The following is a 20117-nucleotide window of genomic DNA, read 5'->3' as shown; positions in this document are numbered from 1 at the left end:
CCGAACCTAGGCCTGGCGCGCGATTGCCGGCAAGTCCTTGACGTCGAGCGCCCAGGGGATCGCCGATTCGCACCAGATCTGGCTTTGCGGCGGCAGATCGGCGCGCTGGTCGACCGTGCCCAGGCGCAGTGCATAGACGCGCGGATCGGCGGGCGTGAAGGCATAGAGACCGGAGCCGCAGTTCGGGCAAAAGGCCTGGCCGCGCTTCGTGCCGCTGTCGGCGGTCTTCACATAGATTCTGGGCTCGCCGGTGATGCGGAAATCGGCGGCCTCGACGCGCACCGACGCCCGCCACGGCGCGCCGCTCAACTTCTGGCAGTCGGTGCAATGACAGAGCGCGACGCGGGCGGGGTCCGCCTCGGCTTCGTAGCGAATGGCACCGCAGTGGCAGCTTCCGGTGATGTGCATGGCCGCGAGCATAGAGAAGCGCGTCGCTTCATGCACGAGCGAACGCATGCCGCGGGCCGCGCTAGGGATCCCGGCTGTAGCGCTGCTCGTCCCAAGGGTCGCCGCGCATGTGATAGCCGTTGACCTCCCAGAAGCCGGGCTTGTCCGCGCCGATCAGCTCGATCCGCTTGATCCACTTGGCGCTCTTCCAGAAATAGAGGTGTGGGATCACCAGCCGCGCCGGCCCGCCATGGTCGCGCGCCAGCGGCTTTCCGGCCCAGCCATGCGCGACGAGCGCATCCGCCGCGGCGAAGTCGGCCAGCAGCACATTGGTGGTGTAGCCGTCATAACCGTGGAGCATCACCGCCCGCGCCTCGTCGCGCGGCTCGACAGCGGCAAGCAGGTCGCGGGTCAGCACGCCCTGCCAGTCATTGTCGTAGCGCGACCAGCTGGTAACGCAGTGGATGTCGCTCCGCAGGCGTGTCTGCGGCAGCGCCATCAGCCCGGCCCAGTCGAGCGTAACCGGCCGCGCCACCATGCCGGTCACTTCGAGCTTCCAGCGTTCGCGGGCGACATCGGGCTGGCGGCCGAGATCGAGCACCGGCCATTTGACCGTGAGGTGCTGGCCGGGCGGCAGCCGGTCCTCCTCGGGACGCGTATGGACGCCGGTCAGAAACTTGCCCTGCTCCGCCCAGGCCTGTTTGGAGCGGGTGAGCTTGCTGTCTTCTGGCGGCTCGGGATCGTCCATCGACTCGGCTCCTGATCGGGCGCCGAGGATGCGTTGTACCGGCCTGGTGGTGCAAGCACTCGAACGGGTGGTGCGCTCCAACATCGCTAGCCGCGCCGACTCGCCAAAGGACACGAAGGTCACGCGAATGGCAGGCTTTTCGGCGCGCTATTTTCCCTGTTTTCCCGGGAATGCCGCGCATCCCGCAACATCCTTGCGTGGGCGGGTTCCTATCTTTCCAACATTCTCAAAGAGCGGTCGGCGTCAGGCCCGGCTGCGGAAGCCAAGCAGGCGAAATCCCACATTGCAAGCCGCGCGTGCAGACATGCCGGGCGCTCAAGCGAACGCCCCAAAGGGGGCACATTCCTCTCATCGTCGTCCCCGCGAAGGCGGGGATTCAGAGCCCCGGGCAGCGCGCGTGATGCTCGCTTAGCGTCTCCGGCGACTACGCGCGCGATTGCTTCGATGGTCCCATACTTCCCTGGATCGCCGCCTTCGCGGGGATGACGGAAGTATATTCAAAGCCTGAATGTGGCCCGCCTCAGATATCCTGCACCAGCCGCCCGTACAACTCGGGCCGGCGATCGCGGAAGAAGCCGAAGGCGGCGCGGTGGCGCTTCACGCGGTCGAGGTCGAGCGTGGCGGTGATCACGCCTTCTTCCTCGCGGTCCAGCTCGGCGAGGATGTCGCCGCGCTCGTCGGTGATGAAGCTGGTGCCGTAGAAGGTCTGGCCATGCTCGACCCCGACGCGGTTGGCGGCGACCACCGGCACGACGTTGGAGACGGCATGCCCCACCATCGCACGGCGCCATAGCCGCGCGGTGTCCAGGCTGTCGTCATGCGGCTCGCTGCCGATCGCGGTCGGGTAGAACAGGACCTGCGCGCCCATCAGCATCATCGCGCGCGCCGTCTCGGGATACCATTGGTCCCAGCACACGCCGACGCCGAGCGTGGTCTTGTCGGGCCCGTCCCACACCTTGAAGCCGGTATTGCCGGGGCGGAAGTAGAACTTCTCCTCATAGCCCGGGCCGTCGGGGATGTGGCTCTTGCGATAGACGCCGGCGACCTTGCCGTCGGGGCCGATCATCGCGAGGCTGTTATAGTGGTGCGGCCCGTCGGCTTCGAAGAAGCTGGTCGGGATGTGGATCTTCAGTTCGGCGGCAAGCGCCTGCATCGCCAGCACCGCCTTGTGCTCGGCCGTCGGCTTCGCGTTGGCGAACAGGCCCTCGTCCTCGACACGGCAGAAATATTCGCCTTCGAACAGCTCGGGCGGCAACACCACCTGCGCGCCTTTCGCGGCGGCCTCGCGCACATAAGCGGAGACCTTCGCGATGTTCGCGTCGATATCGTTGGAGAAGGCGAGCTGCAGGGCGGCGACGGTGATCTCGGTCATGGCGCGGCACATAATGTGGCCCGGGCAGTTTCGCTACCTCCGTCCGCGCTCTTCAGCCGGCATCCCCGCGGAGGCGGGGATCCAGGGTAACAAAGGACCGCCCTGCTTGGCTCTGGATCCCCGCCTTCGCGGGGATGACGACTGGGGGAGGGATCGGTTAAGCACCGGGGCGATGCTGACCCGCCCTCTGCTCGCCGCGCTCGCCGCAGGCTTCCTCTCCGCCACCGGATTCGCCCCGCTCGACTGGTGGCCGGTGACGCTCGCCTGCCTCGCGGTGCTGCTGCACCTGACCTGGCATGCGTCCAGCCTCAAGTCCGCGCTGCTGCGCGGATGGGTGTTCGGCGTCGGGCATTTCACCCTGGGCAACAACTGGATCCAGCATGCCTTCGATTATCAGGACAAGATGCCGCCGGTGCTCGGCTATTTCGCCGTGGCGCTGGTTGCGCTCTATCTGGCGATCTACCCTGCGATCGCGATGGGCCTGGCCTGGCGCTTTGCCCGCAGCGTGAAGGCGCGGTGGAACGAGCCGGACATCGCCTTCGTCCTTGCGGCGGCTTCCGCCTGGATCCTCAGCGAATATCTGCGCTCCACGCTGTTCACCGGCTATCCGTGGAACCCGATGGCGGCGATCTGGGTGCCGACACCGATCGCACAACTCGCGGCCTTTATCGGCACCTATGCGCTGTCCGGCCTCACGGTCATCGCGACTGGTGCGCTCTATCTCGCCAGCCAGCATCAATATCGCGTGCCGGCGGCGATCGCCGCGCTGCTGCTCGCAGCCGGATTCGCGCTCAATCCCGGCCGCCCGGTCGAGGACATGACGCGCCCGCATGTCCGCATCGTCCAGCCCAATATCGGCCAGGACGGCGTCAGCGCGCCCGATTATCCCGCTCGCGTCCTCGCCAAGCTTGCCGAATGGAGCGGCCAGCCCGGCACCGTGCCCCGCCTCGTCGTCTGGCCCGAGGGCATGGTCAATTACTTCATCGAGGACGGCTATCCGCCGCAATATTACCGCGACGGTGATCCACGCTGGGTGCGCGGGCGGATCGGCGCGCTGCTGGGCCCCCAGGACCGCGCGATGGTCGGCGGCAACGCGCTGTTCTTCTCGGGCGACAGGCTCGCCGGTGCCGGCAATTCGGTATGGACGGTCGATTCCGCCGGAGTGCTGGGCGCGCGCTACGACAAGGCGCATCTCGTGCCGTACGGCGAGTATCTGCCGATGCGCACCTTGCTCGCGCCGCTCGGCCTGGCACGGCTGGTGATGGGCGAGGTGGATTTCCTGCCCGGCCCGGGCCCGAGGACGATCCCCGTCCAGGGTTTTGGCGAGGCGGGCGTGGCGATCTGCTACGAGATCATCTTCTCGGGCCAGATCGTCGACAAGGCGCACCGGCCCGACTTCCTGTTCAACCCCTCGAACGATGCCTGGTTCGGCAGCTGGGGCCCGGTGCAGCATCTGGCCCAGGCGCGGCTGCGCGCAATCGAGGAGGGGTTGCCGATCCTGCGCGCCACCCCCACCGGCATCTCTGCGGTGATCGATGGGCATGGCCGGCTGCTCGGCACGGTGCCGGCGGGGCAGGAGGGTGCCGTCGAAGCGCCGCTCCCCATGGCGCTGCCGCCTACGCCGTTCGCGCTGCTCGGCAACTGGCTGGCGGGGATCGTCGCCCTGGCCTCCGTAGTCTTGGCAATTGCGTTCCGGCGCCTGGCCCGCTAGGGCGACATATAAGGAAAGCTTTATATGGCATGGCAACGGCCGCGCTTTCCTCCCATTGTTTGAGGAAAACCATGCGTTCCAATTATCTCTTCACGTCCGAATCGGTCTCGGAAGGCCATCCCGACAAGGTCGCCGACCAGATTTCCGACGCCATCGTCGATCTGTTCCTTTCCAAGGATCCCGAAGCCCGCATCGCCTGCGAGACGCTGACCACCACCCAGCTGGTCGTCCTCGCCGGCGAGATCCGCGGCAAGGGCATCATGGACACCGAGGGCAACTGGGCCCCGGGCGTTCAGGACGAAGTCGAGAAGACCGTCCGCGATACCGTCAAGCGCATCGGCTACGAGCAGGACGGCTTCCACTGGGAGACCTTCCGCTTCGAGAACAACCTGCACCCGCAGTCGGCCCATATTGCCCAGGGCGTCGACGCCTCGGGCAACAAGGACGAAGGCGCCGGCGACCAGGGCATCATGTTCGGTTACGCGGCGGACGACACGCCCGAGCTGATGCCGGCGACGCTCTATTACAGCCACAAGATCCTCGAGCAGATGGCGGCCGACCGTCATTCGGGCAAGGCGCCGTTCCTGGAGCCCGACGCCAAGAGCCAGGTCACGCTGCGCTATGAAGGCAGCAAGCCGGTCGCGGCCACTGCGATCGTCGTCTCGACCCAGCATGGCAAGGGCTATGACGAGGGTGATAAGGAAGCCGAGCTCCACGCCTATGTGAAGTCGGTCGTCGCCGATGTGATCCCGGCCGCGCTGCTTTCGGACGAGACCGTCTACCACATCAACCCGACCGGATCGTTCGAGATCGGTGGCCCTGACGGCGATGCCGGCGTGACCGGCCGCAAGATCATCGTCGATACGTACGGCGGCGCGGCTCCGCACGGCGGTGGCGCCTTCTCGGGCAAGGATCCGACCAAGGTCGATCGCTCGGCGGCGTACATCACCCGCTATCTCGCCAAGAACATCGTCGCCGCGGGCCTCGCCCAGCGCGTGACGATCCAGCTGGCTTATGCCATCGGCGTGTCCAAGCCGCTGTCGCTCTATGTCGACACGCACGGCACCGGCACCGTCGGCGACGACAAGATCGAAGCGGCGATCGCGAGCATCGAGAAGCTGGGCGGCCTCACCCCGCGCGGCATCCGTACGCACCTGCAGCTCAACAAGCCGATCTATTCGAAGACGGCCGCTTATGGCCATTTCGGCCGCAAGCCCGAGGGCGACTTCTTCCCCTGGGAGAAGACCGACCTGGTCGAGGATCTCAAGGCCGCCCTGGCCTGATCCTTCGCTTCGGCGACTGATAATCGAGAGCCCCGCGCCGAACCGTCCGGCGCGGGGCTTTTCGTATCCGTGCGGCATCGTAACGGTTTTTCCACAGGCAGCGGTGGGTCCGGGACCGGGGAATCGCCCTCCGGACGCATCCGATCCTACGTATTCGTCCGGGTCATCCTATAAAGAACCGAGCAACTGCACTTCTTCATCAAGGAAGGCAGAGAAAGGGGCGAGTCGGTGGAAACGGAAAATTCGATGATGGGCCAGGAAACGGCGGCTTCGGCTGCGGCGAGTTCGGGGCTTGCGATCGCCTTTCAGCCGATCGCCCAGATTTCCGGCGGGCGCATCCACGCCTATGAGGCGCAGGTATTGCGCGATGGCGTGCCGGCCGCGCATGACTTCGATCAGCTCTCCGCCGAATCGCGCCGCGACGTCGATCGCCGCTGCGCCGTCGCCGCGATCCGCTGGGCCGCCACCGCCGGCTTCGCCAATTCGGGCGGGCGCCTCGCCATTCCGCTGAGCGCGCCGGCGATCGGCGATCCGGCCGAGCATATCCAGCCCGCGCTGCTCACCGCGCGCCAGTACGGTATCGTCGCCGAACGGCTGGTGTTCACGCTGCACCATTATCAGGCGATCACCAGCTCGCAGCTGGCCGACATCATGCATGTCTTCAACAAGCTCGGCCCGGTCGTCGCGTTCCACGGCATCGGCCCCAATGAATCGGGTCTCGCCTATTGCGGCAAGTTCGCGCCGCACGCGGTGACGGTCGAGCCCGAGCTGATCAGCACCGTCGCCTCCAGCTGGTCGCGCCGGATCGCGATCGAGGACCTGGTCCAGCGCATGCAGGCACTGAGCCTGCGCATCGTCGCGGCCGGCGTGGACAGCGAGCCGGTCTATGAGCGGCTGCGCAGCTTCGGCGTGCCGCTGGTCCAGGGCAGCTATGTCGGCGAGCCCGCCACGGGTGTCTTGCCGCAGGCGCTGCGCAAAGCCGCCTGATTCGCGGGCGATTCGCCGCGCGCATATTTGGCCCGGCCCCTCGACTTCCCTCGGGTTGATTACGGATGGGACCCGGCGACCTTCGATCGCGACTCGCGGAATCACGTGCGGCAAGCGGAATCTGGGCCTGTTTCCTTGGTAGATTCCCCATGGGGAGAATCCCCCTTCGGCGACGCACGGAATGGAGTTGATAGCGTTAACCATCTTTAAAGGGCCGCAGAAAGGAAGCGCCCTATGCCTATCGACGCTGCGAACCACGACACCGGTCTCGCCATCGCATTCCAGCCGATGATCGCCACTACCACGGGCCTGCCCTTCGCCTGGCAGGCGGTCGCCACTTCGAGCGGCCGCAGCTTCTCCCAGATCGCCGCCGCCCTCGTGCCCGAAGCGCGCCCACAGCTCGAAATGGCGCGGATCAGCGCCGCGATCGCCGGCGCCGCCGAAGCCGGGCTGGTCGAGAGCGAGGCGCTGCTCGCCATCCCCGTCGGCGCCGCCGGTGGGGCGCCCGAGGCGATCCTCGCCCATCTCTTCCGCACTGCGATCGAACACCGCGTGCCGCTGGCCAGCATCGTCGTCGAGATCAACGCCGACGAGCGCGGCGACATTGCCTGCGTCGCCGCGCTCGCCCAGGCCTGTGTCGACCGCGGCATCGCCATCGCGTTCGACAGCTTCGCCGTCGGCCCGCTCGCCGTTCGCCTGCTCGGCCGCTTCACCCCGCGTTTCGTCAAGCTCGACTCGGGCCTTGTCCGCAACATCTCCGACAGCAGCTCGCGCCGCGTCATCGTCGAAGGCGTGCTGCGCCTGGCGCGCAACATGGACGTGACCCTGATCGCCAACGGCATCCTGCGCCGCGAGGATCTCGCGATGCTCGGCACGATGGGCATCCGCCACATGCAGGGCGACTGGATCGCCCCGGCGCTCAGCCGCCCGCTGCCGCCTGCCCATATCGCCCGCCGCGAGCCGCGCACCACCGTGCCGCAGCACCGCCGCCTCGCCGCACACCAGCGCGCCGCCACCACGCGTCCCGCGGCACCCACGGCGCTGGCCCACGCGCTCTAACCCTTGTTCTCCCCGCGCGGTCCGCTAACAGGCGGCGCGTGTCTGATCCCGTTTCCATCCGTCGCCTCTATGGCCGCCGCCAGGGCCACAAGCTCCGCCAGGGCCAGTCCGAACTCGTCGAGACTCTCCTTCCGCAAGTGAGCGTCCCCGAATCGGGCCCGCTCGATTCGCAGATTCTTTTCGGCGATGACCGCCCCCTCGAATTCGAGATCGGCTTCGGTGCGGGCGAGCATCTCGCCGGCCAGGCCGCGATGCGTCCCGATCACGGTTTCATCGGCTGCGAGCCCTTCCTCAACGGTGTGGTCGGCGCGCTCGGCCATATCCGCGACGGGGACCTCGCCAATGTCCGCCTGCACATGGGCGACGCGCTCGAAGTGCTGGAGCGGCTGCCGGATGCCAGCCTCGACCGGCTCTATCTCCTCCACCCCGATCCCTGGCGGAAGGCGCGCCACGCCAAGCGCCGGATGGTCAATCACGGCCCGATGGACATCATCGCCGCCAAGCTGAAGCCCGGCTGCGAGTTCCGGCTGGGCACCGACCATCCGGTCTATGTCCGCTGGGCGATGATGATCATGGACCAGCGCCGCGACTTCGAGTGGCAGGCCAAGACCGCGCAGGACTTCCTCACCCGACCCGACGACTGGCCCGAGACGCGCTATGAGCGCAAGGCCCGGCGCCTGGGCCACGAAGTCTGGTATTTCCGCTACCTCCGCGTCTGAAGGGGAGGGCTGCTCAGTCCCGCAGCTCCACCCAGACCGGCGCATGGTCGCTGGTCTTCTCCCAGCCGCGCACATGGCTATCGACCTCGGCCGCCTTCAACCGCTTGGCCGCGCGCGCGTTGAGCAGCAGGTGGTCGATCCGCAGCCCGGCACCCCGGCCATAGGCGTTCCGGAAATAGTCCCAGAAGGTGTAGATCGTCTCGCCGGGATGGAGGTGGCGCAGCGCATCGGTCCAGCCCTGCTCCAGCAGCCGGAAATAGGCCGCGCGCGCCTCGGGCGCGAACAGCGCGTCGTCCAGCCAGCGCTCGGGCTTGTAGACGTCTAGATCGGTCGGCATCACATTGTAATCGCCCGCCAGCACCACCGGCTCGTCCAACCCCACCAGCGCCGCCGCACGCAGGGCGAAGCGCTCCATCCATTTGAGCTTGTAGTCGAACTTCGGGCCCGGCTTCGGATTGCCATTGGGCAGATAGAGCCCGCCGATCAGCACCCCGTTCACCGCGGCTTCGATATAGCGGCTCTGCACATCCTCGGGATCGCCGGGCAGCCCGCGATGCGTCTCGACCGGATCGGAGCCGCGCGCGAGGATGGCGACACCGTTCCAGCTCTTCTGCCCGTGCCATACTGCGCCATAGCCAGCGTCGCGGATCGCAGCTTCGGGGAATTTCTCCTGCGGCGCCTTGAGCTCCTGCAGGCACACCACATCGGGCTGCGCTTCCGCCAGCCAGCGCAGCAGCACGGGGAGGCGGCCGTTGACGCCGTTGACGTTGTAGGTTGCGATCTTCACGTCCGGTTGGACGCGGTGGGCGCTTAAGGGTTCCACCTCAATTCCGTCATCCCCGCGAAGGCGGGGATGACGAATTATGAAAAGTCAGGCGACCGCTTCCAGCTTCGCCCGGTCTCGGATCGTGATCCCGCGCGCGCCCATCAGGTTGATCGCGCCCTCGGCCTTCAATTTGGTCAGCTGGCGGCTCACCGTCTCGATCGTCAGCCCGAGCACTTCGGCCATCTCGCCGCGAGTCAGCGGCAAGTCGAAGGTCACCGGCCCGAACGCCGTCGCGCGGCAGCCCTGGGCGCGGTCGGCCAGGTCGATCAGCAGCCCGGCCAGCTTCTCGCGTGCCGACATCCGGGCCAGTGTGAGCATCCGCGCCCGCGCCTCGTCCAGCGCGGCCAGGGTCCGTTGCAGCAGCAGCCGCTCCATCCGGGCATGATCCTCGAGCACGCGCTCGAAGGGCTGGCGCGGGAAGACGCAGAGCTCGGCATCGCCCAATGCGGTCACGGTGAAATCGGCGAGCTCGGCCCAGGGGCGGCCGACGAAATCGGCGGGGTAGAGCAAGCCCACCACCTGCTCGCGGCCATCGGGGGTGGTGGCGCTGAGCTTGAGCACGCCGGAGAGCAAATTGGCGCAGACCAGGCTTTCCTCGCCCGCCCATTGCAGCGTCTGCCCGCGTTCGAGCTTGCGCTTCTGGCCGAGCGCGTTGAGCGCGTTCAGCTCGGCATCCGCGAGGCTGGCGCAGAGCGCCCGGTCGCGCACGGCGCAGTCGGAGCAGGTATGGGCAGCCAGCATGCGGCTTTATACCGCGGAGCTTTGATGATCGTCAAAGCGACGGATTGTCCCAGGGCGCAGCGGAAGGTCACACCCAATCAGGAGTGATCCGATGTTCCTCGACCTAGTCTTCGCCGCCGGTACGCTTTTCATCGCCGTCGTCAGCTTTTGCAGCGCCGAGGACGCCGTTCGCTTCCGCCGCATCTGAGGCGGCCTCGGCCCGGCCGGTGCGCTTCCAGGCACCGCGCAGCAGCTTGCCTGCCAGCGCGTCGATCCCCGGCCGGATGAACAGCCAGTCGCGGATCGCCGGTCCCTTCTCGGCGCCGATCACCTGCTTATAGCCACTGTCGCCGGCACCCCAGTCGACGGTCGCGATGCCGTCCTCGATCGCGCGGACCAGATTGCGATAATAGAGCAGCTTGCCCGGCGAATGCTTGGCGACACGCGGGTCATAGCTGTTAGCGATCGCATATTTCAGCGCGCCGGCATTCATGTCGAACGAAAAGGCGGCGGGCGCGCCGTCGATGCGTAGCAGCGCGGTCCACATCATTCCCGCGATGATCGGATCCTCGGCCGCGGCGCGCCAGAAGCCGCCATGGCCGCGCGCGGTGAACTTGGCATCGGAGCCGTCGGTCTTCGCCGCGATCCAGCTCTTTTCCTCGATTTCGGCGAGCGCATCGAAGGCGGCGTCGTTCCACGCGGCACCGTGCACGAAACTCCAGTCGAGTTCGCCGTGCGAACCGAGATGCTTCTCATGGAAGCGGTTCTTCTTGAGCGTGGAATTGCGCGGCCACGGCCCTTCGGTATGCCGCGCGCCGATATCGAGCAGGAAACTGTCCGCGACGAACCGGTCGAGCACGGCCCAGCCCTTGGCCTGGGCGGCTTCCTTGAGCAGCTCCAGGCCCGGATCGCCGTCATAGACCGGCCCCAGCCGCAGCGCGCGCGCCTCCCGGGCGAGCTTGGGAAGCAATGCTTCCACTGCCTCGACGCCGGCATCCTCGCGCACGGGGAAGCTGCGGAAAGGCCAGTAGCAGCCGGGCACCGAGGCCAGTTTCGCCCAAACCGGGCCGGTCGAGACGATCGGCAGCGCGGCGACGGCCTCACCTTCGCGGGCCACGGTCAACGTGCGGGCATGGCCGCCATAGGCCTTGAGCGCCGCGGCGAACCAGCCATAACGCAGGAAACGGTGCGAGGGCGCGGCCTTCGCCGCTACCGCGTCGATCGCGCCGGACAGGCCGTCGACGCAATCGACGGTGAGCACCGGCGGCAGGCGCGTGAATTCCTCGAGCAGCATCGGCTTCGACATGGGCGTGGTCTTAGCGCGGCACCCGTTACCAACCCGTGATGGTGGCAACGCCTTCCTTTTCGTCACCCTGACTGGTTTCAGGGTCCAAGGTCGGGCCGGGCGAAGCCCATCCCATCTAGCCATGTCGCCCGCCGCGCGTTGGATGCTGAAACAAGTTCAGCATGACGAATTTACGCGCCGCGCACCCAGGCGCGTGCTTCGTCCAGCTGATCGGGCTTGAACAGCTTCACATCGGCGGAGACCATCATGCTGCCCGCCTTGGTCGCAGTCTCGATCCATCCGCTGTCGGTCACCACCGCGGCACGGCGCACCTTGTTCACATGGGTGACGCCCCAGCTGATATCCTTCCACCAGGCGCCCAGCTCCATGCCGGAGAAATTGCGGATCACCGCCAGCGCGGAAAGCGTGCCCTTGTCGGCGATCACGGCGTCCATCGCGGCGACGCCTGAATCATATTCTGCGCGCGTCACGCCGCCATCGACCAGGAACTCGACCACGCCCGCCTGCGTATCGGTCTCGAACGTCATCATACGCACTTCACTCCTCGTTTCGCACCCGGCATAAGGTCAACGGATGGAAGGTCCCTATCTCTCCACGGTCTCGGAAACCATCCAGGCGGCGATTGCCCCGGTGTTCCTGCTCGCCGGCATCGGCGCGTTTCTCAACGTGATCGTCGGGCGGCTGGCGCGAATCGTCGATCGGGCGCGCTCGATCGAACAGCTCCACCCGCGCTCGACCGGCCCCGAGCATGACCGGCATGTCTGGGAGCTGCGCATCATCGATCGCCGCATCTCCGTGATCAACAATGCGATCTTCCTGTGTACATCGAGCGGCTTGGCGATCTGCTGCGTCGTCGCGCTGATGTTCGTCGCGCGGCTGGCGAATCTCCATGTCGGGCTGTGGGTGGCGGGTGCGTTCATCGTCTCGATGATGCTGCTGATGGCCGGGCTGATCTATTTCCTCGTCGAGGTGCGCATGTCGCTCGAGGCGATCCATGTCCGCCAGGAACTGCTTGAGCTCGGCGAGAAGCCTTGAGCCCTGCCGCGGAGAAGCGGTTGCTCCAGGGGGCGATGGTCGTCGTGCTGCTGGTGCCGCTGATCGGCAGCCTGGACGGTGTTCTGCACGGCCCCGAAGGCTTCGACCGCACCGCCACCGGCGTCACGCTCGACAGCCATTTCCGGTATCTCTCCGGACTGCTGCTGGCGATGGTCGCGCTGTTCGCCAGCTGCCTGCCAGGTATCGAGCGCAAGGGTGCGCGGCTGCGGCTGGTCGCGGTGCTGCCGATCACCGGCGGGCTCGCGCGCCTGCTCTCGCTGATCGTCGCCGGTGCGCCTAGCTGGCAGCACTGTACCGCGCTGGGTATCGAACTGGGCGTCGTTCCACTCATTCTGCTCTGGCAGGCGCGGATCGCGCGGCGGTTCGGCTAGGGCGTGCGCGGCCCCAGGTCGGCCGGGATCGTCGGCAGGTACTGCGGCACGACCCGGGCATGCGTCGCCTGCTCATAGGCATAGCCCGCCTTGAGCAGCAGCCCGTCGGACCAGGCCGTGCCGATGAACGACAGCCCGGCCGGCAGCCCGTTGACCAGTCCCATCGGTACGGTGAGGTGCGGATAGCCCGACACCGCCGGCAGCTCGCTTGCCGAGGGGCCGGTGAACTGGTCGCCATGCGCCGGATCGCTTAGCCAGGGCGTGCCATAGGTCGGGGTGACGAGGATCTGGGCGTCCGCCGCCTTCAGCATCGCGTCGATCCCCTCGGGGCCGGCCATCCGCGCCGACTTCTCGCGCGCCGCCTTGTAGTCGGGATCGTCGAGGCCCTTGGTCTTCTCGGCCTTGAGGAAGGTCTCCTGCCCGAAGAAGTGCATCTCCGAATCCTTGTGTGCGTCGTTGAACGCGATCAGGTCGGCGAGCGTCTTGGGGCCCACGCTGGCCGGGGTGGTGGCGAGATAGGTCGCCATGTCGGCCTTCAGCTCGGTGTAGAGCACCAGGCTCTCGGCCTCGCCCAGCCCCTTGAGCTCGGGGACCTTCACTTCGACCAGAACCGCGCCCGCCGCGGCCAGCTCCTCGAGCGCCTTGTCGAAGCGCGCGGCGAGATCGGCCGCCATCTCGGGCTTCCAATAGCCGACCCGCATGCCCTTGAGCGCATCGGGGCTCAGCCCGGCGGCGAAGTCCTTCCTGTGCTTGTCCGCGTCCCTGGTGGCAGGATCGGCGGGGTCGCTACCGACCATCGCGCCGAACAGGATCGCCGCGTCCTTGACCGAGCGCGCCATCGGGCCCGGCGTGTCCTGGCTGTGGCTAATCGGCACCACCCCGGTACGGCTGACCATCCCGAGCGTCGGCTTCAGGCCCACCAGCCCGTTCATCGATGCCGGGCACACCACCGAGCCATCGGTCTCGGTACCCACCGCCACCGCCGCCAGGCTGGCCGCCACCGCCGCGCCGGAGCCGCTGGACGAGCCGCAGGCCGAGCGATCGAGCGCATAGGGATTCCTGACCAGGCCGCCGATAGCGCTCCACCCGCTCATCGAGTGGTTCGAGCGGATGTTCGCCCATTCGCTGAGGTTGGTCTTCCCCAGGATGATCGCGCCCTGCGCCCGCAGCCGTGCGACCAGGGGCGCGTCGCGGCCGGTATCGTTGTTGGTTAGCGCCAGGCTGCCCGCGGTGGTGGGCATGTTCTGCGTCTCGATATTGTCCTTGATCAGCACCGGGATGCCGTCCAGCGGGCCCAGCGTCTTGCCCGCCTTGCGCCGCGCATCGCTGTCGCGCCCATCGGCACGCAAGTCCTTGGCCGGGGCGGTGACGATCACCGCGCGCAGGGTCGGGCCGTCGCGGTCGATCTTGCCGATCCGCTCCACATAGAGATCGGCGAGCTTCCACGCCTCGACCCGGCCGGCGGCGAGCATTGCCTGGAGATCGTCGATGGACTTCTCCGTGACCAGGTTGGCCGGCGTATCGTCCGTGCTGACCACCACTGCGTCCGCGGGCAGCGGGGCAGGGGTGATCGTCGGCGCGGTCGCCGCCGCCTGCGCCCATGCGGGCGATGTCCAAGCCAGTGCGACCGCCAGAGCCGTCATTCCCGTCCGCATGCGCCGTCCCCCGAATCCCGTTACGTGGCCAGCCTAGCGTACGTGCCTAGAGCCGCAAGCCGAAGCGCGGCGCGGTCCAGGCCATCAAAAGGTAAAGCGCGATCGTCAGCGCGCAGCCGAGCAGCAAAGCGGCCCAGAAGCCGATGCCGGCGCGCAACAGCGCGGGGATGACGAGGAACATCGGCAGCGAGGGCAGCACGTACCAGAAGGTCGCCTCGGCATGCGCCGCCATGTTCGCCGTGTCTGGCTTGTCGCGCCACAGCCAGATCATGCCGAGCACCGAGACCAGCGGCAGCGAGGCGACCAGCGCGCCGAAGCCGGGATAGCGCTTGGCCAGCTCGGATACGATCGCGATGATCACCCCCGAAAGCGCCGCCTTGATCGCAAGATAGAGCATCAGTTCCCCACTGCGACGCTCGCCTCGACCGACATGCCCGGCCGCAGCCGCGCCGCCGCGTCCTGGTCCGGATCGATCCGGATCCGCACGGCGATCCGTTGCGGGATCTTGACGAAATTGCCCGTGGCGTTGTCGCTGCGGATCACTGCGAATTCCGATCCCGCCGCCGGCGAGAGCTGCTCGACCACGCCGGTGAGCTTGATCCCGCCCAGCGCATCGACCTTGAAGCTCGCCTTCTGGCCCGGCCGGATCTTCGCGGTCTGCGCTTCCTTGAAGTTCGCGGTCACCCAGAGCGTCTGCGGGACCAGCGCCATCAGCTGCGTGCCGGCGGTGACATATTGCCCCTGCCGCCCGCCGACTTCGCCCAATTGCCCGGCGACCGGCGCGCGGATCACCGTGTTGGCCAGGTCGATCTCGGCGAGCCGCAGCGCCGCCCTGGCCGCATCCACCGACGCGACCAGCCCGCCCTTGTTGACCCGCACGGTCTGGATATCCTCGGTGGCGATGGTCCGCGATGCCTGGGCCTGCGCCACTGCCGCCTGCGCGGTGCGCAGCGTGGCGAGCGCCGCGTCGCGGTCACGCCGTGTCACGAAGCCTTGCTGCGCCAGCGAATCGATCCGCGCGAAATCGGCCTGTGCCTTGGCGAGCTGTGCCTGGGCCGATCCGACCGCCGCCTGTTGCGAGCCCAGGGTCGCGGTCTTCGACGCCGCCTGCTGGGGATTGTTGGCGAGCGCCGCCTGGGCGCTCGCCAGGTTCGCCTTGGCCTGGTCGACATGCTGGCGATAGATGCGGTCGTCGATCGTCGCGAGCACGTCGCCGGCCTTGACGCCGGCAAAGTCCTGCACGGGCACGGTCGTCAGATAGCCGCTCACCTGCGGGCTGATGATCGTCACCTGCCCGCGGACATAGGCATTCTCGGTCGACTGGACGGTGCCGGCGAACGGCCAGACCCGCCACGCCATCAGCACCGCGGTCACGCCGGCCACGATCAGCAGCGCGGCGAGCAGGATCGCGACCCAGGAGAGCCTGGGCGGCACCCAGCGCCGCGCGGTCACTTCGGGCATGGGCGGCGGATCGCCGCCTTCGCTACGCGCCGCGACCGCCTGGGTCTCCGGCGCCGCCTCGGTCACCGGCGCTTCCGGCTCAGCCATTATTCGCTCCTGCTGCTTGTTGCTCGGCGGCCGCGCGCGCGAGGTTCGCGCGCCGGATCCGCATGATCGGGATGAAGGCCCACAGGAGCGTTCCCGCCGCGATCGCCGCGATCAGCAGGAACGTATCGTTATAGGCCAGGATGTTCGCCTCCCGCGTCACCGTCTGCGAAAGGATCGCAGCACCTTCGGCCTGGCGCAGGCTCGGGTCGATCAGCACGCGGCCATAGGCGCCGGCATTCTGCTGGAGCCGCTGCGCCACCAGCGGATCGCCGCTCATCAGCTGCGACACGATCGCGCTGCTGTGCGCGCGCTCGCGGATCACCTGGAAAGTGCCGAGCATCGCCGATCCGAACAGCCCGCCCAGGTTCTGGGTGATGCCGAACAGTGCCGAGAAGCTGACGAAGTGCGTCGGACCTTCTCTCAAGGCACGCGTCAGCCCGATCAGCATCGCCGGGCCGATGAACAGCGCGCTGGCGAAGCCGAGCAGCGCCTGACTGAAATACATGTCGTGCGGGCGGATGAGGTTGGTCGAATCCGAATCGAGCAGCGCGCCGACGCAGATCAGCGCCAATGCGATCAGGATCGGCCCGCCCAGGAAATTGGGATCGATGGTCAGCGCGCCGATCGCGATGCCCGCCAGCGTCGCCAGCAGCACCACCAGATAGAGCATGCGCATCTGGTCGTTGCCCATGCCGACCACGCTGAGCAGCCCCGATGCGCCGATCGTCTGCTCGGAAAGCACCACGCGCACCAGGATCGAGACTCCGGCGAAGCGCAATATGTCGCGGCTCCCCAGCCAGCGCGTGTTGAGCAAGGGCCGCGCGCGGTGATGCTCGATCAGCCAGGCGATCGGCAGCAGCACGATCGCCCCGATCAGCGCCGGCGCGATCCACGGCGCCTCGAACCACCAGAGCGTCCGCCCCAGCCCCAGCACTGCGCAGAGCAAGGCCATGCCGGTGGCGAAGATCGGGAAGGTGACGAAATCGAGCGGCTCGAACGCCTTCAGCCGCTCGACCGGCGGCAGCACGAGCAGGCGCACGCCGGCCAGGCAGAACAGCGCCAGGCCCAGTTCGAACAAATACATGGTCTGCCAGCGATCGGGCTCGAACGCTTCGCTGGGGAACAGCCGGGCGAGCGGAACGGCGATCTGCGACAGCGAGATCGCCACGACCAGCCCCTTCAGCCGGTGCTCGGGCGTCCAGGCCTGGATCATGTAGAGCAGGCCGACGGTGCTGCACGCCGCCGCCGCGATCCCGCTCAGCGCGCGCACCGCCACTGCGGTGGCGAAGCTGTGCGCGACCAGATGCCCCGCCGTGGTCAGCGCGAAGGCGGCAAGGAAGATCTGGGTGAACAGCCTTATGCCGAATTGCTGGCGGAACTTGATCAGCACCAAGTTGGCGCAGACATTGGTCATCACATAGACGGTCGGCAGCCACTGGATCTCGGCCGAATAGAGCCCCAGCGATCCCTGCAGGCTGGTCAGGTTCGCAGTGACGATCGCGTTGCCCAGGGAGCCCGAAAGCAGCACCAGCACCGCCACGCAGAAATAGGCGGCGCGGCGGGCAGGGGGATGCCAGGGGGTGGGTGGCGACCCGGGCATCGGCGAGCGTTCGTGCGGGGCCGGCTGCCATGCCGCCCGCTCGTCCGTCACTGCCCCGTTCGTTGCCATCCCGACATAATTCCGCTTGCGGCAGATCGATCCGCCAAAGGGGTGCCTGTAGACCTGCGGAACCTTGATTGAATATCGCGCAATCGGCAACGCTCGGTTGCGCGAAGTGCAACTGCCCATTCGAGTGGGCGCATGGCGCAAGCCACAGTCGCAGATTCGCTCGCGACACGCCCCTTCGACAAACCCACACCATACGGTGGGTCGCAAACACCAACCACAACTGCTTGTGGTCGACTTGAGTCCGTAACACGAAAAAAATTAATGTTCCGCGTTCGTTCCCTTGCCTTTCGAGAACCCTAGGAAAGTCCGCGCGTCGCGGCATCGCAACACTTGCGCAGCTGCTGTGAAGCGAGTCATTTTAGCGACGAAGCGTTGTGGATATTAACCATTTCCACTCTTGTGCCCGGACTCGGTTTGGCACAATCTGTAGTGGTTGCACTGAGGGGCAAGCTCAAGCACTGGTGGACTCGCCGCCGCATACCCATATGCGGAACAGGTCGATTCGTGCCTGAGGCCGAGTGCGATGGACATGTTTTGTTCTTCGCGCACGGCCATGCCGATGCTAAAGGTCGGCAGCCCCTTGAGTCGAAATTCAAGCCGCCCTTGTGGGGCCGGCCAGTAAGCTTTGTCAGGGGTGAGAGTCATGGAATTCAGGGACACGGAAAACAGCGTGAACGATACCGTCACCGAAGCCCCCGCCGCCGTCAAGGCTGGCCCCGATGTCGCCGAGAAGGCTGCGCCCAAGGCACGCAAGAAGAACGACAGCAAGTCCGTCACGCCCCAGGCATATGATGTCGAGGTCGATCATTCGCGCGACGCGCTGCTCACCGAGTTCGGCAAGGAGACGCTGCGCGACCGCTATCTGCTGCCCGGCGAGTCGTTCCAGGACCTGTTCGTGCGCGTCGCCTCGGCCTATGCCGACGACCAGCCGCACGCCCAGCGCATCTATGATTACATCTCGAAGCTGTGGTTCATGCCCGCCACCCCCGTTCTGTCGAACGGCGGCACCGGCCGCGGCCTGCCGATCTCCTGCTTCCTCAATTCGGTGCCCGATAGCCTGAACGGCATCGTCGATACCTGGAACGAGAATGTCTGGCTCGCCTCGCGCGGCGGCGGCATCGGCACCTATTGGGGCAATGTCCGTGGCATCGGCGAGCCGGTCGGCCTCAACGGCAAGACCAGCGGCATCATCCCATTCGTCCGCGTGATGGACAGCCTGACGCTCGCCATCTCGCAGGGCTCGCTGCGCCGTGGTTCGGCCGCCTGCTATCTCGACATCTCGCACCCCGAGATCGAGGAGTTCCTCGAGATCCGCAAGCCCTCGGGCGACTTCAACCGCAAGGCGCTCAACCTCCACCACGGCGTGCTCATCCCCGACGCGTTCATGGAAGCGGTGCGGGGCGGCGAGGAATGGATCCTGCGCTCGCCCAAGGACCAGTCCGAGCGCGCCCGCGTCGATGCCCGCGCACTGTTCCAGAAGCTGGTCGAGACTCGTCTCGCCACCGGCGAGCCGTACATCGTGTTCGCCGATCACGTGAACTCGAACATGCCCAAGCATCACCGCGATCTGGGCCTCAAGGTCTCGACGTCGAACCTCTGCTCCGAGATTACGCTCCCGACGGGCAAGGATCACCTCGGCGCCGAGCGTACCGCTGTGTGCTGCCTGTCGTCGCTCAACCTGGAGACCTGGGACGAGTGGAAGGGCGAGAAGACGCTGATCGAGGACGTGATGCGCTTCCTCGACAACGTCCTGCAGGACTTTATCGACCGCCACGAGCCGGGCATGGAGCGCGCCGCCTACTCGGCCAGCCGCGAGCGTTCGGTCGGTCTCGGCGTGATGGGCTTCCACAGCTTCCTCCAGGCGCGCAACATCCCGTTCGAAGGCGCGATGGCGAAGAGCTGGAACCTGCGGATGTTCAAGCACATCAAGACGCAGGTCGATGAAGCTTCGATGCAGCTCGCCGTCGAGCGCGGGCCGTGCCCGGATGCGGCCGACATGGGCGTGATGGAGCGTTTCAGCTGCAAGATGGCGATCGCGCCGACCGCTTCCATCTCGATCATCTGCGGCGGCACTTCGGCGTGCATCGAGCCGATCCCGGCCAACATCTACACGCACAAGACGCTGTCGGGCAGCTTCTCGGTCAAGAACCCGTATCTGGAGAAGCTGCTCAGCGAGAAGAGCAAGAACTCGGATGCGGTGTGGAACACGATCCTCGAGCAGGGCGGCTCGGTCCAGCACCTCGACTTCCTCTCGCCGGAAGAGAAGGACGTCTACAAGACGAGCTTCGAGATCGACCAGCGCTGGCTGCTCGAGCTCGCGGGCGACCGCACGCCCTATATCGACCAGGCCCAGTCGCTGAACCTGTTCATCCCGGCCGACGTCGAGAAGTGGGACCTGCTGATGCTCCACTTCCGCGCCTGGGAGCTCGGCATCAAGTCGCTCTACTATCTCCGCTCCAAGTCGGTGCAGCGCGCCGGCTTCGCGGGCGGCGTCGAGGCTGACAACACGATCGACAAGCCGCAGTTCAACCTGGGCGAATCGACGGACTATGACGAATGCCTGGCGTGCCAGTGAGGTGGCGGAGCTAGGACGCCCGGCCGATGCCCAATCTCCCTCTCCCCTTGTGGGAGAGGGAAGGGGCCCGCGCGCGAAGCGCGTGGGAAGGGTGAGGGGGAATGCTGCGGGCCTGACCAAGCGCC

General features: G+C 66.9%; 19 protein-coding genes. 8 read left to right on the top strand and 11 right to left on the bottom strand.

The window, feature by feature from the left end; genetic code table 11:
• Positions 1-6: 6 nt before the first annotated feature.
• The 3 genes from AC1RPL_RS09625 to aguB all read right to left on the bottom strand — a co-directional run bounded on the left by AC1RPL_RS09625 (position 7) and on the right by aguB (position 2507).
• A complete protein-coding gene (locus tag AC1RPL_RS09625; RefSeq protein ID WP_493069021.1) occupies positions 7-456 on the bottom strand; it encodes a GFA family protein in 450 nt (149 codons plus the stop codon).
• A 13-nt stretch (positions 457-469) separates the two neighbouring features.
• Positions 470-1135: a sulfite oxidase-like oxidoreductase gene (locus AC1RPL_RS09620; RefSeq protein WP_493069020.1), complete on the bottom strand. Its 666-nt coding sequence runs from the start codon at positions 1133-1135 to the stop codon at positions 470-472.
• A gap of 520 nt (positions 1136-1655) precedes the next feature.
• A complete protein-coding gene (aguB, locus tag AC1RPL_RS09615) occupies positions 1656-2507 on the bottom strand; it encodes an N-carbamoylputrescine amidase (protein ID WP_493069019.1) in 852 nt (283 codons plus the stop codon).
• Between the two features lie 172 nt (positions 2508-2679).
• On the opposite strand from aguB, the gene lnt reads away from it, so the two are divergent.
• The 5 genes from lnt (at position 2680) to trmB (ending at position 8266) form a co-directional block, all read left to right on the top strand.
• Complete coding sequence (gene lnt, locus AC1RPL_RS09610) at positions 2680-4218, top strand: apolipoprotein N-acyltransferase (protein ID WP_493069018.1); 1539 nt, start codon at positions 2680-2682, stop codon at positions 4216-4218.
• Between the two features lie 71 nt (positions 4219-4289).
• Positions 4290-5501, top strand: a complete 1212-nt coding sequence (gene metK, locus AC1RPL_RS09605) for a methionine adenosyltransferase (RefSeq protein ID WP_493069017.1) — start codon at positions 4290-4292, stop codon at positions 5499-5501.
• 228 nt (positions 5502-5729) lie between these two features.
• Positions 5730-6488, top strand: coding sequence for an EAL domain-containing protein (locus AC1RPL_RS09600; protein WP_493069016.1), 759 nt, complete (start codon positions 5730-5732; stop codon positions 6486-6488).
• Between the two features lie 234 nt (positions 6489-6722).
• Complete coding sequence (locus AC1RPL_RS09595) at positions 6723-7547, top strand: EAL domain-containing protein (RefSeq protein ID WP_493069015.1); 825 nt, start codon at positions 6723-6725, stop codon at positions 7545-7547.
• Positions 7548-7585: 38 nt separating this feature from the next.
• Positions 7586-8266, top strand: a complete 681-nt coding sequence (gene trmB, locus AC1RPL_RS09590; RefSeq protein ID WP_493069014.1) for a tRNA (guanine(46)-N(7))-methyltransferase TrmB — start codon at positions 7586-7588, stop codon at positions 8264-8266.
• 13 nt (positions 8267-8279) lie between these two features.
• Here the strand turns inward: trmB and xth are convergent, their stop codons facing one another.
• From xth to AC1RPL_RS09570, 4 genes are all read right to left on the bottom strand, one after another.
• Positions 8280-9053, bottom strand: a complete 774-nt coding sequence (gene xth / locus AC1RPL_RS09585; protein ID WP_493069013.1) for an exodeoxyribonuclease III — start codon at positions 9051-9053, stop codon at positions 8280-8282.
• 84 nt (positions 9054-9137) lie between these two features.
• A complete protein-coding gene (locus tag AC1RPL_RS09580) occupies positions 9138-9833 on the bottom strand; it encodes a Crp/Fnr family transcriptional regulator (protein ID WP_493069012.1) in 696 nt (231 codons plus the stop codon).
• A 103-nt stretch (positions 9834-9936) separates the two neighbouring features.
• A complete protein-coding gene (locus tag AC1RPL_RS09575) occupies positions 9937-11118 on the bottom strand; it encodes a GNAT family N-acetyltransferase (protein ID WP_493069011.1) in 1182 nt (393 codons plus the stop codon).
• 170 nt (positions 11119-11288) lie between these two features.
• Complete coding sequence (locus AC1RPL_RS09570) at positions 11289-11648, bottom strand: SpoIIAA family protein (RefSeq protein ID WP_493069113.1); 360 nt, start codon at positions 11646-11648, stop codon at positions 11289-11291.
• A gap of 43 nt (positions 11649-11691) precedes the next feature.
• Here AC1RPL_RS09570 and AC1RPL_RS09565 point away from each other — a divergent pair, with 43 nt between their 5' ends.
• Together AC1RPL_RS09565 and AC1RPL_RS09560 are read left to right on the top strand one after the other, a co-directional pair.
• Complete coding sequence (locus tag AC1RPL_RS09565) at positions 11692-12153, top strand: DUF2721 domain-containing protein (protein ID WP_493069010.1); 462 nt, start codon at positions 11692-11694, stop codon at positions 12151-12153.
• Positions 12150-12545 carry a DUF4345 domain-containing protein gene (locus AC1RPL_RS09560; RefSeq protein WP_493069009.1) on the top strand — a complete coding sequence of 132 codons (396 nt, stop codon included), beginning with the start codon at positions 12150-12152 and terminating at the stop codon, positions 12543-12545. The genes AC1RPL_RS09565 and AC1RPL_RS09560 overlap by 4 nt, the downstream gene beginning before the upstream one ends.
• Here AC1RPL_RS09560 and AC1RPL_RS09555 read toward each other — a convergent pair.
• Genes AC1RPL_RS09555 through AC1RPL_RS09540 form a run of 4 tightly spaced genes read right to left on the bottom strand, consistent with a single transcriptional unit; the run spans position 12542 to position 17417 of the window.
• Positions 12542-14188, bottom strand: coding sequence for an amidase (locus tag AC1RPL_RS09555; protein WP_493069008.1), 1647 nt, complete (start codon positions 14186-14188; stop codon positions 12542-12544). The genes AC1RPL_RS09560 and AC1RPL_RS09555 overlap by 4 nt on opposite strands.
• Positions 14189-14246: 58 nt before the next feature.
• On the bottom strand, positions 14247-14597 hold the full coding sequence (locus tag AC1RPL_RS09550; RefSeq protein ID WP_493069007.1) for a DUF3147 family protein: 351 nt from the start codon (positions 14595-14597) through the stop codon (positions 14247-14249).
• Positions 14597-15748, bottom strand: coding sequence for an HlyD family secretion protein (locus AC1RPL_RS09545; protein WP_493069006.1), 1152 nt, complete (start codon positions 15746-15748; stop codon positions 14597-14599). Before AC1RPL_RS09545 ends, AC1RPL_RS09550 begins: the two co-directional genes overlap by 1 nt.
• Positions 15741-17417: an MFS transporter gene (locus tag AC1RPL_RS09540; protein WP_493069005.1), complete on the bottom strand. Its 1677-nt coding sequence runs from the start codon at positions 17415-17417 to the stop codon at positions 15741-15743. Before AC1RPL_RS09540 ends, AC1RPL_RS09545 begins: the two co-directional genes overlap by 8 nt.
• Positions 17418-18060: 643 nt before the next feature.
• Between AC1RPL_RS09540 and AC1RPL_RS09535 the strand changes: the two genes are divergently transcribed.
• On the top strand, positions 18061-19992 hold the full coding sequence (locus AC1RPL_RS09535) for a ribonucleoside-diphosphate reductase subunit alpha (RefSeq protein WP_493069004.1): 1932 nt from the start codon (positions 18061-18063) through the stop codon (positions 19990-19992).
• The last annotated feature ends 125 nt before the right edge of the window (positions 19993-20117 follow it).

Source organism: Sphingomonas sp. GW821-FHT12D09 (assembly GCF_058807215.1).
This window is presented reverse-complemented; position numbering and strand designations above follow the sequence as displayed.

What these genes read in the sequence shown, in the direction of transcription:
- AC1RPL_RS09625 (WP_493069021.1), bottom strand. Translation starts at nt 456, where the DNA reads ATGCGTTCGCTCGTGCATGAAGCGACGCGCTTCTCTATGCTCGCGGCC.
- metK (WP_493069017.1), top strand. Translation starts at nt 4,290, where the DNA reads ATGCGTTCCAATTATCTCTTCACGTCCGAATCGGTCTCGGAAGGCCAT.
- AC1RPL_RS09555 (WP_493069008.1), bottom strand. Translation starts at nt 14,188, where the DNA reads ATGACGGCTCTGGCGGTCGCACTGGCTTGGACATCGCCCGCATGGGCG.
- AC1RPL_RS09565 (WP_493069010.1), top strand. Translation starts at nt 11,692, where the DNA reads ATGGAAGGTCCCTATCTCTCCACGGTCTCGGAAACCATCCAGGCGGCG.
- AC1RPL_RS09550 (WP_493069007.1), bottom strand. Translation starts at nt 14,597, where the DNA reads ATGCTCTATCTTGCGATCAAGGCGGCGCTTTCGGGGGTGATCATCGCG.
- lnt (WP_493069018.1), top strand. Translation starts at nt 2,680, where the DNA reads ATGCTGACCCGCCCTCTGCTCGCCGCGCTCGCCGCAGGCTTCCTCTCC.
- AC1RPL_RS09545 (WP_493069006.1), bottom strand. Translation starts at nt 15,748, where the DNA reads ATGGCTGAGCCGGAAGCGCCGGTGACCGAGGCGGCGCCGGAGACCCAG.
- AC1RPL_RS09580 (WP_493069012.1), bottom strand. Translation starts at nt 9,833, where the DNA reads ATGCTGGCTGCCCATACCTGCTCCGACTGCGCCGTGCGCGACCGGGCG.
- aguB (WP_493069019.1), bottom strand. Translation starts at nt 2,507, where the DNA reads ATGACCGAGATCACCGTCGCCGCCCTGCAGCTCGCCTTCTCCAACGAT.
- AC1RPL_RS09575 (WP_493069011.1), bottom strand. Translation starts at nt 11,118, where the DNA reads ATGTCGAAGCCGATGCTGCTCGAGGAATTCACGCGCCTGCCGCCGGTG.
- AC1RPL_RS09620 (WP_493069020.1), bottom strand. Translation starts at nt 1,135, where the DNA reads ATGGACGATCCCGAGCCGCCAGAAGACAGCAAGCTCACCCGCTCCAAA.
- AC1RPL_RS09540 (WP_493069005.1), bottom strand. Translation starts at nt 17,417, where the DNA reads ATGGCAACGAACGGGGCAGTGACGGACGAGCGGGCGGCATGGCAGCCG.
- AC1RPL_RS09570 (WP_493069113.1), bottom strand. Translation starts at nt 11,648, where the DNA reads ATGATGACGTTCGAGACCGATACGCAGGCGGGCGTGGTCGAGTTCCTG.
- AC1RPL_RS09595 (WP_493069015.1), top strand. Translation starts at nt 6,723, where the DNA reads ATGCCTATCGACGCTGCGAACCACGACACCGGTCTCGCCATCGCATTC.
- AC1RPL_RS09535 (WP_493069004.1), top strand. Translation starts at nt 18,061, where the DNA reads ATGGAATTCAGGGACACGGAAAACAGCGTGAACGATACCGTCACCGAA.